The organism is Microbacterium awajiense (genome assembly GCF_039536545.1).
Classification (GTDB): Bacteria; Actinomycetota; Actinomycetes; order Actinomycetales; family Microbacteriaceae; genus Microbacterium; species Microbacterium awajiense.
On the sequence record NZ_BAAAYU010000005.1, the window covers coordinates 306473 to 320071 of the forward strand.

Sequence of the window (13599 nt, forward strand, 5' to 3'; positions counted from 1 at the left end):
TGGAGGGATGGCCGAAGTCCTCGAGCGGTTCGGGCCTGCGACGCAGGACTGGTTCCGCGGCGCCTTCCCCCAGCCGACCGATGCGCAGGTCGGCGCGTGGAACGCCATCGCCGACGGTCGGCATGCCCTCGTGGTGGCTCCGACCGGCTCGGGCAAGACGCTGTCGGCGTTCCTGTGGGCGATCGACCGGGTGTTCCACGACAAGGCCGAGGCGCCCGCGCGCGCCGCGGCCGCGAGGGGTGCGGCATCCCCCACCCGCGTGCTCTACATCTCGCCGCTGAAAGCCCTCGGCGTCGACGTCGAGCGCAACCTGCGGTCGCCGTTGGTGGGCATCGCGCAGTCGGCGAGACGGCTCGGCCTGACGGCACCCGAGATCTCGGTCGGAGTGCGCTCGGGAGACACCACCTCGTCGGATCGTCGCAAACTCGTCTCCGCTCCGCCCGACATCCTGATCACGACACCCGAGTCGCTCTACCTCATGCTGACCAGCCAGGCCGGTCGCACGCTCTCCGAGGTGCACACGGTCATCATCGACGAGGTGCACGCGGTCGCGGCCACCAAGCGCGGCGCGCACCTCGCCGTGAGTCTCGAGCGCCTCGACGACCTGCGGCGGGCGGAGCATCCGGATGTGCCCGCCGCCCAGCGCATCGGACTGTCGGCGACCGTGCGACCGATCGACGAGGTCGCCCGGTTCCTCGGCGGAGCCCAGCCGGTCGAGATCGTCGCGCCGCCCGCCTCGAAGACGTTCGAACTCTCTGTCGTCGTGCCCGTCGCGGACATGCTCAACCCGCCGGCCCCGCCGCGCGCCGACGAGCAGTCCGGAGGCGCTGATGCGGCCGATGACGGCGACGGCGAATGGTTCGCGCCGGATGCCGGGCAGCTCGAGATGACCGGGTCGCTGTGGCCGCATGTCGAGGAGGCGATCGTCGAGCGCATCCTTCAGCACCGGTCGACGATCGTGTTCGCCAACTCACGGCGCCTCGCCGAGCGCCTGACGGGCCGCCTCAACGAGATCCACTCCGAGCGACTCGGCATCGAGCTGCCCGACCCGGCCGTGCCCGCCGCGACGATGGCCCAGGCCGGTGCGACCGCCGGGGCCGACCCGATCCTCGCGAAGGCCCACCACGGGTCCGTCTCCAAGGAACAGCGCGCGCAGGTCGAAGAGGAGCTGAAGTCCGGCACGCTGCGGTGCGTCGTGGCCACGAGCAGCCTCGAGCTCGGCATCGACATGGGCGCCGTCGATCTCGTGATCCAGGTGGAGGCACCGCCGTCGGCGGCATCCGGCCTGCAGCGGGTCGGGCGCGCCGGCCACCAGGTCGGCGAGATCAGCCGAGCCGCGCTGTTCCCCAAGCATCGAGGGGACGTCCTGCACACCGCGATCGTCACCGAGCGGATGCTGGCGGGCCAGATCGAGGCGATCGCGGTGCCACAGAACCCGCTCGACATCCTCGCGCAGCAGACCGTCGCGGCCGCCGCGATCGGCGCCGTCGACGTCGAAGGGTGGTACGAGACGCTCAAGCGCAGCGCGCCGTTCCGGTCGCTGCCGCGGTCTGCGTACGAGGCGACGCTCGATCTGCTGTCGGGGCGCTTCCCCTCCGACGAGTTCGCCGAGCTGCGGCCGCGCGTGGTGTGGGACCGCGACCGCGGCGTGCTCACCGGTCGGCCCGGTGCGCAGCGCATCGCGGTCACGAGCGGAGGAACGATCCCCGATCGCGGGCTGTTCGGCGTGTTCGTCGCGGGCGAGTCGCAGAACGCGCGGGTCGGCGAGCTCGACGAGGAGATGGTCTACGAGTCGCGCACAGGCGACGTCTTCACGCTCGGCACCACCAGCTGGCGGATCGTCGAGATCACGCACGACCGCGTCAACGTGCTGCCGGCCTTCGGCCAGCCCGGCAAGGTGCCGTTCTGGCACGGCGACGGCATCGGCCGGCCCGCCGAGCTCGGCGAAGCGCTGGGCCGGTTCAATCGCGAGCTGTCGTCGGCACCGACCGAGAAGGCGCGCGACAGGCTCGCGCGATCGGGCCTCGACGAGCACGCGATCGCGAATCTGCTGTCGTACCTGGCCGAGCAGCGCGAGGCGACCGGCACCGTTCCGACCGACCGATCGCTCACCGTCGAGCGCGGGCGCGATGAGGTCGGCGACTGGCGCGTGATCTTGCATTCCCCCTACGGCATGAAGGTGCACGCCCCGTGGGCCCTGGCCGTCAACGCGCGCATCCGTGAGCGTCTCGGGGTCGAAGGGTCGGCGGTCGCGAGCGACGACGGCATCATCGCGCGCGTGCCCGACGCCGAGGCGGATCCACCGGGCGCCGAGCTGTTCGTCTTCGACGCGGACGAGCTCGAACAGCTCGTCACCGCCGAGGTCGGCGGGTCGGCGCTGTTCGCGTCGCGCTTCCGAGAGTGCGCCGCGAGGGCGCTGCTCATGCCACGCCTCAACCCCGGCCGCCGCAGTCCGCTGTGGCAGCAGCGGCAGCGGTCGGCGCAGCTGCTCGAGGTCGCCCGCCGCTACCCGACGTTCCCGATCATCCTCGAGACGCTGCGCGAGGTGCTCCAGGACGTCTACGACCTGCCGGCGCTGCTGCGCGTGGCCCGCTCGATCGCCGACCGGTCGATCCGTCTCGTCGAGACCACGCCGAGCCAGCCGTCGCCGTTCGCCCGAGACCTGCTGTTCGGCTACGTCGGCGCGTTCATGTACGAGGGCGACTCCCCGCTCGCCGAGCGCCGGGCCGCCGCGCTGTCGGTGGATCCCGCACTGCTGGCCGAATTGCTCGGCACCGTCGAGATGCGCGAGCTGCTCGATCCCGACGTCATCGCCCAGTTCGAGCGCGAAGCCCAACGGCTCGACCCCGATCGCCGGGCACGCGGCGTCGAAGGCGTCGCCGACCTGCTGCGGCTGCTCGGTCCGCTCGACGATGCCGAGGTCGGTGCGCGGCTCGAAGGCACCGCCGCCGAGGCATCCGCGCTGCTCGACCAGCTCGTCGAGGCGCGGCGCGCGATCCGCGTGAGCATCGGCGGCACCGCGCGCGTCGCGGCCATCGAGGATGCCGGTCGCCTGCGCGACGCTCTCGGGACAGCTCTGCCCGTCGGGGTTCCGACCGCCTTCCTCGAGCCGGTCGCCGACCCGCTCGGCGATCTGATCGCCCGCCATGCGCGCACCCACGGCCCGTTCGCCGTCGGGGCGGTGTCGCAGCGGTTCGGCCTCGGCGGCGCGGTCGCGCGCCACACGCTGCACCGCCTCGAGGCGCAGGGGCGGGTGACGAGCGGCTTCTTCCTTCCCGAGGCGGCGCGCACCGACGACGCGGACGAGACGGAGTGGTGCGACACGGAAGTGCTGCGGCGACTGCGGATGCGATCGCTCGCCGCCATCCGAGGCAGTGTCGAGCCGGTGCCGCAGGACGCGTTCGCGCGGTTCCTGCCGGCCTGGCAGCACGTCACGCGCCCGCTCGAGGGCATCGACGGCGTGGTCGCGGTGGTCGAGCAACTCGCGGGTGTGCCGATCCCGGCGAGCGCGTGGGAGTCGCTCGTGCTGCCCTCGCGCGTCTCGGACTATCGGCCTGCGATGCTCGACGAGTTGACGGCGTCGGGCGAGCTCGTGTGGTCGGGCCACGGCGCCCTCGCGGGGCGCGACGGCTGGATCGCGCTGCATCCGGCCGACACCGCCTCACTCACGGTGGCGCCGCCGGCCGACGAGATCGCCGAGGGATCGCTCGATGCGCGGGTGCTCGAAGTGCTCGCCGGGGGCGGCGCGTACTTCGCAGGCCAGCTCAGTCGACTCGCGGGTGAGGAGGTCAGCGAGACCGAGGTGACCGCGGCGCTGTGGCGACTGGCATGGGCCGGACGGGTGACCAACGACACCTTCGCACCGGTGCGCTCGCTCGTTGCCGGCGGATCGCAGGCGCACCGGGTGAGCAGGCGCGCTCCGCGCACCCGCCTCTACCGCGGCGCCGCGGTGCGGACCGTCGCCGCCTCCGTGCCCTCGCGATCGACGTCTCCCGGCGGGCGCTGGTCGCTGCTGCCCCAACGCGAACCGGATGCCTCGGTGCGGGCGGCCGCGGCAGGCGGGATGCTGCTCGATCGCTATGGCGTGGTCACACGCGGCAGCGTGCAGGCCGAAGGTCTGCCCGGCGGCTTCGCCCAGGCGTACCGCGTGCTGGCGGGATTCGAGGAGGCCGGCCACTGCCGCCGGGGCTATGTGATCGAGCAGCTCGGAGCCGCGCAGTTCGCCGCGTCGTCGACCGTCGACCGCATCCGCGAGTTCGCGGGACTGAGCGACCCGCCGCCCCGCGAAGCCGTGGTGCTGGCGGCGACCGACCCCGCCAATCCGTACGGGGCGGCACTCGCGTGGCCCGCCATCGAGGGCGTGACCCACCGGCCGGGCCGCAAAGCCGGCGGCCTGGTGATCCTCGTCGACGGCCGCCTCGCGCTCTACCTCGAGCGCGGTGGACGGTCGGCGCTCGCGTTCACCGCCGAGACCGCCGCGCTCGATGCCGCAGCGGGCGCGCTCGCCGAGACCGCCCGCGCGCGGCACCTGGACACGATCACCGTCGAGCAGGTCAACGGTGCCTTCGTGTACGACACTCCCGTCGGCCGGGCCCTGCGGCAGGCCGGCTTCGTCGAGTCCCCTCGCGGGCTCACGCTGCGTCGGGCCACGGTCCGTGCCTGAGGGCGACACCGTCCATCGCGCCGCGCGGCGGATGAACGCCGTGCTCGCCGGCGCCGAGGTCACACGCTTCGAGCTGCGCATCCCCCGCCCGCAGCGCCGTGCGTTCGCGCCCGCCGCCGATGACCCCGACCTGCGCGGTCAGACGATCCGTGAGGTCGCCGCGCGTGGCAAGCACCTGCTGCACCGCATCGGCTCCGACACGCTGCGCACGCACCTGAAGATGGAGGGCCTGTGGGTGGTCGCACACGCCGGCGAGCGCTGGCGCCGGCCCGCCCACAGCGCGCGCGTCGTGATCGACGTCGTCGATGCGTCCGGGGTCTCCTGGCAGGCGGTCGGGTTCGACGTCGCCCAGGTCGACCTCGTACCCACCGTGAGCGAAGACCTGCTCATCGGCCATCTGGGGCCCGACCCTCTCGGCGAGTCGTGGGATGCCGCTGAAGCCGCGCGGCGCGTCGGCGCCGATCCGCGCCCGGTTCACGTCGCGATCCTCGACCAGCGCAACGTCGCCGGCTTCGGCAACGAGTACGCCAGCGAGCTGCTGTTCCTGCGCGGCATCCCGCCGACAATGCCCGCGAACCGCACGGATGCCGCCGCGCTGATCGACCTGGGCGCCCGGCTGATCCGCGCCAACGTCGACCGTCGCCAGCGCGTGTTCACGGGCGACGCGCGCCCCGGGAGATCGACGTGGGTCTACGGTCGCGACCGCCGGCCTTGCCGTCGCTGCGGCACGCCCATCCGCCGCATCGACCTCGGCGCCGATCCGACGCGCGAGCGCATCGCATTCTGGTGCCCCCGCTGCCAGCCCGAGCCCGGGCAACCCTGACAGACGATCTGTCACGCCGGTCGCAGGTGTCGACCGTGAGCCGCCCGAAACCCCGCGGTTTCCTAACCGTTACACAAGCTCGGACGATCTGTCAGGCAGGGTCGGACTCGGGCGCGGATCGTCCGGTTCGCCCGCGGGTGCGTTGCGGCGCACGATCCGCCGCTATTGAATAACCCGAACAACCCGACTCCGCCGCGCATCGTCGCGCGGCCCCTCGACCAGGAGGCCCTCCGCGGTGATTACGGCGACCGATTCCGGCACGGCTCCGGCAGACAGCACCGCGACGGGCGACGGCCGGGGCGCCGTCATCCTCAACGGCATCACCAAGCGCTACGGCGACCAGGTCGCGGTCGACGATCTGTCGCTGTCGATCCAGCCCGGCGAGTTCATCTCGCTGCTGGGCCCCTCCGGGTGCGGCAAGACCACGACCCTGCGCATGATCGCGGGATTCGAGCATCCGGATGCCGGTGACATCCGCATCTCGGGGACCTCCGTCATGAACGTGCCGCCCTACCGCCGAGACGTCAACACCGTCTTCCAGGCGTACGCGCTGTTCCCGCATCTCTCGGTCGCCGAGAACGTCGCGTACGGCATGCAGCAGCGCCGCACACCCAAGGCCGAGATCCGCGAGCGCGTCTCGTCGGCGCTCGACCTGGTGCAGATGCGCCGTTTCGGCGATCGCAAGCCCACGCAGCTGTCGGGCGGCCAGCAGCAGCGCGTCGCGCTGGCGCGCGCCCTGGTCAACCGCCCCGCGGTGCTGCTCCTCGACGAACCGCTGGGGGCGCTCGACCGCCAGCTGCGCGAAGAGATGCAACTCGAACTCAAGCTGCTGCAGTCGCGCCTCGGCATCACGTTCGTCTTCGTCACCCACGACCAGGGCGAGGCACTGTCGATGAGCGACCGCATCGCCATCATGCGCGCCGGCCGCATCGAGCAGCTCGCCGATGCCGACACGGTCTATGCGCGGCCCACCTCCGCGTACGTCGCAGCCTTCGTCGGCCAGCAGAACTTCTTCCGCGGCGAGGTCGTCGAATCCGGTGCGGCCGTGAACTCCCCCCACGCCGTGGTCCGCGGTGCCGGCACGGCGCTCGCCGGCTCCAGCCAGGGCGAGGCGGCGGTGCGTCCGGAGTACATCTCCATCGAGGCGGCGGATGCCACCGGTGCCGCGTCCGCCGCGAACACCGCGTCCGGCGAGCTCATCGGCGTCGCTCACCTCGGCGACACGATGCAGTACCTCGTGCGCCTCGGCGACGACCAGAGCCTGATCGTGCGGCGTCCCACGCCCGACGCGCCGGTGCTGCGCACCGGCGACCAGGTCACCTGCACCTGGGCTGCCCACCACGTCCTGCTGTTCCCCAACGACGACTCCGCCGAGCAGGGCGGATACGTCGCCCCGCCCACCGCCTGATCCGCCGACCCCGGTCCACCACCCGAACCAGGAGACCACGATGACCACCTCACGCAGCCCCTTGCGCATCCTCGCGCCCGCCGAGTCCGCCGATCGGATCCGCAACGAGCTCTCGCGCCGCCGCTTCCTGAGCCTCGCCGCCCTCACCGGCGGCGCCGCCGTGCTCGCCGCGTGCACCCCGAGCGGCAGCACGTCTCCCACCGCGCAGGCCACCGGCGGAACCCTCGAAGACCAGCTGTCGATCTACACGTGGGGCGACTACGACTCGCCCGACGTCATCGACTCGTTCACAGCCGAGCTCGGTCCTCGCATCACGATGGACTCGTACTCGTCGAACGAGGAGCTCATCGCGAAGCTCATCGCGGCGCGCGGCACCTCGGGCTACGACATCATCGTGCCGACCGGTGTGTTCATCCCGCAGATGATCGAGAACGGACTGCTGCTGCAGCTCAACAAAGAGCTCATCCCCAACATGGCCAACCTCGATCCGGCCTACCTCAGCCGGTCGTGGGACCCCGACAACAACTACTCGGTCTGCAAGGCGTGGGGCACCACCGGGTACGTCTACGACAAGAACGTCATCACGCGCGAGCTGACCACGTGGGCCGACTTCTTCGACGCCGCCCAGAACGAGGCGAGCGGCAAGACCTCGATGTCGGACGACCCCGCCGGCATCATCGGCGCCTATTTCTGGGCCAACGACATGGACTGGAACACCGACGACCCGGCCGAGCTCGACGCCTGCGCGGACTTCCTCATCAATGAGATCGCACCGCACATCTCGGCATTCGACTCCTATGCCGGAAGCAACGCGATCCCGCAGGGCACGCACGCGCTCATGCAGTCGTGGAACGGCGATGCGCGCCTCGGCCTCATGGAGAGCAGCGACCCCGACCGCTGGCAGTGGGTGCTGCCGGGCCCGATCACCGAGCTGTGGATGGACAACTGGGCGATCGCCGAGGGCGCCCCCCACCCTGAGGCGGCCCACGCGTTCATCAACTGGTCGATGACGCCCGAGAACCTGATGCTCAACCTCGACTACATCGGCTACAACGTCGGCGGCAAGGACATGGAGCAGGCCGCGGCCGACGAGGGCCTCGAGCTGCTCGACCTCATGTTCTTCACGCCCGAGCAGCTCGCGACGATGAAGGAGCAGGAGCTCAACGACTCGCAGGCGCGTCGTGTGGAGATCTGGAACGAGATGAAGGCCGCCGCTGGTGCCTAGACGGTCCGCCGGAGCCGCGCTCGCCGTCCCCGCGTGGGCGTGGCTCCTGCTCTTCTTCGTCGCCCCCGTGCTGATGGTGGTGTACTTCAGCTTCGGCTACAAGCCGGGCATCTTCGGCACCCACGCGACCGACATCCTGTCGTTCGACCGCTATGCCGAGGCGCTCTCGCCGACGTTCTTCGTGACCTTCCAGAACACGCTGTGGGTCGGCGTCATCGGCACCATCCTCTGCTTCGCGATCGGCGCGCCGGTCGCGTACTGGATGGCCTTCAAGGTGCGCCCCGAACGGCGCGGCATCCTGATCGCCCTCGTGCTCGTGCCGTTCTGGACGAACTTCCTGGTGCGCACGATCGGCTGGCAGATCATCCTGTCGCCCGAGGGGGCGGTGTCGCAGTTCTTCGCGCCGATCATCGGCGGACCGTTCGACATCCTGTACTCGCGGGCGGCGGTGCTGCTGGGAGTGGTCTACAACTACCTGCCGCTCATGGTCCTGCCGCTGTTCGTCGCCTTCGACCGTGTGGGCCCGGCCCTGCGGGAGGCGTCGAAGGACCTCGGCGCCGGCAAGGTCTCGACGTTCATGCGCGTCACGCTGCCGCTCGCGCGGCCCGGCATCATCGCCGGCGTGCTGCTGGTGTTCATCCCGCTGATGGGCGACTACATCACCGCGACGGTGCTGGGCGGCGCGCAGGGCAACATGGTGGGGCAGCTCGTGGCGAGCCAGTTCCAGACGGCGCAGAACTGGGCCCTCGGCTCGGCGATGGCCGTCGTGCTGATGCTCGTGATCGTGCTCACCATCGCGGTCGCCGGGCTCATCATCTGGCTCGTGCTCCTTCCGTTCCAGCGGTACAACAGGCTGGTTCTGGGACCCGCCCCCGATCCGGAGCCGACAGAGGCGGCTTCCCCCGCCCGTGAGGAGGTGCCGGCATGACCGTGACCCAGACCGAGACGATCCTGCGCGAGCGCAGCGCGGGAACCCCGGCCCCTCGCGCCCGCAAGCACCGCTCGTGGTCGGACATCGCGCTCGGCGTGTGGGGCGTGCTCGTCATGCTCTTCCTGTTCGCGCCGATCATCGTGATCGTCATCTACTCGTTCAACACCGGTCGTCTGCTGGTCGCGTGGGACGGCTTCGGCTTCGACGCCTTCCTCACGATCCTCGAGAAGCCGGCCATCCAGAACGCGGTGCGCGTCTCGCTCATCACCGCCTTCATCGCGGCGATCATCGCGACCGGCATCGGCACGCTCGCCGGCATCGCGATGGCGCGCTACCCCGGCAAATGGTCGTGGTGGTTCCTGGGTCTGCTGCTGTTCGTCTCGGTGACCCCCGAGATCGTCGACGCGGTAGCCCTGCTGCCGTGGATGGTGCTGCTCGGACAGGATCTCGGCCTCACCATCTTCAACGACGGCATCGTGCGCCTCTCGGTCGGCTCGTCGCTGTTCGCCACGGCGGTGGTGTCGTACATCGTCCGCGCCCGTCTCATCGGCCAGGACGCCAACCTCGAAGAGGCCTCGGCCGACCTGTACGCCAAGCCGCTGTCGACGTTCCGCCGCATCACGCTGCCGCTCGCGATGCCGGCGGTGCTCGCCGGCTTCCTGCTGGCGTTCACGCTGAGCCTCGACAACACGATCATCGCCGCGTTCGTCCAGGTCTCAGGCACGACGCCGTGGCCGGTGTATGTGCTCAGCGCGGTGCGCTCGGGCCTTCGGCCCGAGATCGCGGCCGTGTCGACGATCATGCTGCTGCTCACGCTGGTGGCCCTCGCCCTGGTGGCGCTCGTGCTCAAGCGTGCGGGTGACTCCGCGACACAGATCGCCCGCACGATGACCGGCGGCTGATCCGGCGCGGACCGAAACCCCGAGACTGCATCCGCGGGCCGAGACCGCCGGCATCCGCCGCAGTCTCGGCGAACGGGTGCAGTCTCACGGAAAGGACGTCGGATGGCGTATGCAGAAACCGTCTTCACGGGAGGGGCGGTCTTCACCGCGAACACCGTGCGCGCCCGCGCACGGGCGGTGGCCGTTGCGGGCGGTCGCATCGTGGCCGTGTCGCAGGGCGACCTGGACGACCTGATCGGTCCGGACACCGAGGTGGTGGATCTGGCCGGGCGGATGCTGGTGCCCGGCTTCCAGGACGCACACGTGCACCCGGTGTGGGGCGGCCTCGACATGCTGCGCTGCGACCTGTCGGCGCTGGGCACGGCGGCCGAGTACCTCGACGCGATCGGCCGGTACGCGGCATCCCACCCCGACGACGAGTGGGTGCTCGGCGGCGGCTGGGGCATGGCCGCGTTCCCCGGCGGCACGCCCACGGCTGCCGCGCTCGACGCGGTCGTCCCCGACCGGCCGGCGTTCCTGCCCAACCGCGACGGACACGGAGCCTGGGTGAACTCGGCGGCGCTGCGACTGGCCGGCATCGACCGGGAGACACCCGACCCCGCCGACGGGCGCATCGAGCGGGACGCCACGGGCACCCCCTCGGGAACCCTGCACGAGGGTGCGATGAGCCTGGTCAACCGGCTGCTGCCCGAGGAGTCGCTCGACCGGCTCACCGAGGCGCTGCTCGTGGGCCAGCGCTTTCTGCACTCGTACGGCATCACCGCGTGGCAGGACGCCATCGTCGGCTCCTACGGCGATGCCGGCGACCCGGCGCCCGCATACATGAAGGCAGCCGCCGACGGCACGCTCACCGCACGCGTCATCGGCGCGCTGTGGTGGGATCGCAAGGCGGGCCTCGAGCAGATCCCCGCGCTGCGCGCGCGGCGCGAGCGCTTCCAGGCAGGACGCTTCGCCGCGACGAGCATCAAGATCATGCAGGACGGCGTACCCGAGAACTTCACCGCGTCGATGCTCGAGCCGTACTGCGACGGGCACGGCCACCGCACCGACAACTCGGGCATCTCGTTCGTGCCGCCCGAGATCCTGAACGAGGCGGTGCCGCTGCTCGACGCCGACGGCTTCCAGGTGCACTTCCACGCGATCGGCGACCGCGCCGTGCGCGAGTGCCTCGACGCCGTCGAGTTCGCCATCGCGCGCAACGGCCGCACCGACAATCGCCACCACATCGCCCACATCCAGGTGATCCACCCCGACGACATCCACCGGTTCCGAGACCTGGGCGTCGGGGCGAACATGCAGTCGCTGTGGGCCGCGCTCGAACCTCAGATGGTCGAGCTCACGATGCCGTTCCTCGGCGAGACCCGCAGCGCGTGGCAGTACCCGTTCGGCGATCTGCTGCGTTCGGGCGCCGTGCTGTGCGCCGGCAGCGACTGGTCGGTGACCTCGCCCGATCCGCTCGCGGCGGTCCACGTCGCCGTCAACCGTCTCGCCGCGCCGGGCCACGAGGAGGGCGAGTACGACGTCTTCCTGCCCGAGCAGGCCATCGACCTCGGCTCATCGCTGACCGCCTACACCGCCGGTTCGGCGTGGGCGAACCACCTCGACGATGTGACCGGCACGATCGAGGTCGGCAAGTTCGCCGACCTCGCCGTGCTCGACCGCGACCCCTTCGCCGGCCCGCCCGACCAGATCGGCGCGACGCGCGTGCTGCAGACCTTCGTCGAGGGCGAGCGCGTCTACGCCGCCGACGACGCCACCTGAGATCCATCCCACCCTCACCGAACAGGAAGTGATAGCCGTGGGCACCACGGTCTTCGAACGGCATCCCCCCGCAGCATCCGTCATCTCGCGCAGCCTCGAAGGCGCGGCGCACAGCGTCTTCTGGCTGGACGATCTGCCCGACGACCTCGTCCCCGCCCGTCCTGCGCTCGCCGGCGAGCACGACGCCGACCTCGTGGTGGTCGGCGCCGGCTACACCGGGTTGTGGACCGCGATGCACGCGCTGCGCCGAGACCCCTCGCTCCGCGTCGCGATCGTCGAGGCGCGGACGGTCGGGTGGGCGGCATCCGGACGAAACGGAGGGTTCTGCGAGGCGAGCCTCACCCACGGGTACGACAACGGCCTTTCGCGGTGGCCCGACGAGATCGAGCAGCTCGAGCGCATGGGCATGGCGAACCTGGACGCGTTCGAGACCGACCTCGCCGAGTGGGGCGTCGACGCGCAGTTCGAGCGGGTCGGCGAGCTCGACGTCGCCGTCGAGCCGCACCAGCTGGAGTGGCTGCGCGAAGAGCTGACGGATGCCGACGAGCACACGGTGTTCCTCGATGAAGCCGCGGTGCAGGCGTCCATCGCCTCGCCGACCTACCTCGGAGCGGTCTGGCACAAGCGGAACAACGCGATCGTGCACCCGGCGCGCCTGGCCGCGGGACTCGCGAAAGGGGCAGAGGAGCGCGGTGCGACGATCTTCGAGCGCTCGCTGGTGAAGTCCATCGACTCCAGCGGCACGCGCGTTCGGGTGCTGACGGCCGACGGCGCCGTCACCGCCGACCGCGTCGTGCTGGCCACGAACGTGTTCCCGTCGCTGCTGCGCCGCAACGCGCTCATGACGGTTCCGGTCTACGACTACGTGCTGATGACCGAGCCGCTCTCTCAGGAGCAGTGGGATGCCGTCGGCTGGCGCGATCGCCAGGGAATCGGCGACATGGCGAACCAGTTCCACTACTACCGGCCGACGCAGGACGGACGGATCCTCTTCGGCGGCTACGACGCGGTGTACCACTACGGCGGCAGGGTGCGCTCGGCCTACGAGAACCGCACGGAGTCGTGGCAGCGCCTCGCGAGCCACTTCTTCACGACGTTCCCGCAACTCGAGGGGCTGCGCTTCAGCCACCGCTGGGCCGGCGCCATCGACACGTCGACCCAGTTCTGCGCGTTCTTCGGCACGGCCCGCGAGGGACGGGTCGCCTACGCGGCCGGGTTCACCGGACTCGGCGTGGGGGCGGCGCGGTTCGCGGGCGAGGTCATGCTCGATCTGCTGTCGGGCGAACGCACCGAGCGCACCGAACTCGAGATGGTCCGCCGGCGTCCACTCCCGTTCCCGCCCGAGCCGGCCGCCGCGATCGGCATCAATGCCACCCGGTGGTCGCTCGACCGCGCCGACCACAACGGCGGCCGACGCAATGTGCTGCTCAGAACGCTCGATGCGCTCGGGCTGGGGTTCGACTCGTGACCGGTCTCGAAGCGGGCACGGTGGCGGATGCCGCATCCGTCGCCCTCGACCACGAGCCGGTGCCGGCGTCTCTCATCGTCGACGGCTCGCCGACCACCGGTTTCGTCGAGCTGACCGAACTCGACGGCGCCGAGGTCGGTGTGTGGGAGATGACCCCGGGCGCGATGCGCGACACCGAGGCAGACGAGCTGTTCGTCGTCGTCGCCGGGTCGGCGACGGTCGCGTTCGACGACCCGGCACTCGAGTCCATCGACCTCCGCCCCGGATCGGTGGTGCGCCTGCGCGCGGGCATGCGCACGGTCTGGACGGTGCGCGAGACCCTCCGCAAGGTCTACATCGCCCCCTGACCGCCGCCGTGCTGCGGTCGAGCGGACGGGATCGCCCGCTTCCGCCGGCGTGTCGCGTGCATACACGTCCG

General features: G+C 71.1%; 9 protein-coding genes. All 9 read left to right on the forward strand.

Translation table 11 applies throughout. The features are described from left to right. Window positions 1-7: 7 nt before the first annotated feature. Window positions 8-4663: an ATP-dependent helicase gene (locus ABD663_RS08220; RefSeq protein ID WP_344737495.1), complete on the forward strand. Its 4656-nt coding sequence runs from the start codon at window positions 8-10 to the stop codon at window positions 4661-4663. After that, window positions 4656-5486 (forward strand): DNA-formamidopyrimidine glycosylase family protein, encoded by an 831-nt coding sequence (locus ABD663_RS08225; protein WP_344737496.1) that lies wholly within the window; start codon window positions 4656-4658, stop codon window positions 5484-5486. The genes ABD663_RS08220 and ABD663_RS08225 overlap by 8 nt, the downstream gene beginning before the upstream one ends. Window positions 5487-5721: 235 nt before the next feature. Continuing rightward, window positions 5722-6894 (forward strand): ABC transporter ATP-binding protein, encoded by a 1173-nt coding sequence (locus tag ABD663_RS08230; RefSeq protein WP_344737497.1) that lies wholly within the window; start codon window positions 5722-5724, stop codon window positions 6892-6894. Window positions 6895-6934: 40 nt separating this feature from the next. Beyond that, window positions 6935-8119, forward strand: coding sequence for an ABC transporter substrate-binding protein (locus ABD663_RS08235; RefSeq protein ID WP_344737498.1), 1185 nt, complete (start codon window positions 6935-6937; stop codon window positions 8117-8119). Beyond that, window positions 8112-9047, forward strand: a complete 936-nt coding sequence (locus ABD663_RS08240) for an ABC transporter permease (protein WP_344737499.1) — start codon at window positions 8112-8114, stop codon at window positions 9045-9047. Before ABD663_RS08235 ends, ABD663_RS08240 begins: the two co-directional genes overlap by 8 nt. Then, a complete protein-coding gene (locus ABD663_RS08245) occupies window positions 9044-9952 on the forward strand; it encodes an ABC transporter permease (protein WP_344737500.1) in 909 nt (302 codons plus the stop codon). Before ABD663_RS08240 ends, ABD663_RS08245 begins: the two co-directional genes overlap by 4 nt. Before the next feature lie 102 nt (window positions 9953-10054). Next, the gene (locus ABD663_RS08250; protein WP_344737501.1) at window positions 10055-11713 is read left to right on the forward strand and encodes an amidohydrolase; all 1659 of its coding nucleotides are present in this window, start codon (window positions 10055-10057) and stop codon (window positions 11711-11713) included. A gap of 37 nt (window positions 11714-11750) precedes the next feature. Continuing rightward, window positions 11751-13181, forward strand: a complete 1431-nt coding sequence (locus tag ABD663_RS08255) for an NAD(P)/FAD-dependent oxidoreductase (RefSeq protein WP_344737502.1) — start codon at window positions 11751-11753, stop codon at window positions 13179-13181. Continuing rightward, window positions 13178-13528, forward strand: coding sequence for a cupin domain-containing protein (locus ABD663_RS08260; protein ID WP_344737503.1), 351 nt, complete (start codon window positions 13178-13180; stop codon window positions 13526-13528). Before ABD663_RS08255 ends, ABD663_RS08260 begins: the two co-directional genes overlap by 4 nt. Window positions 13529-13599: the final 71 nt, after the last annotated feature.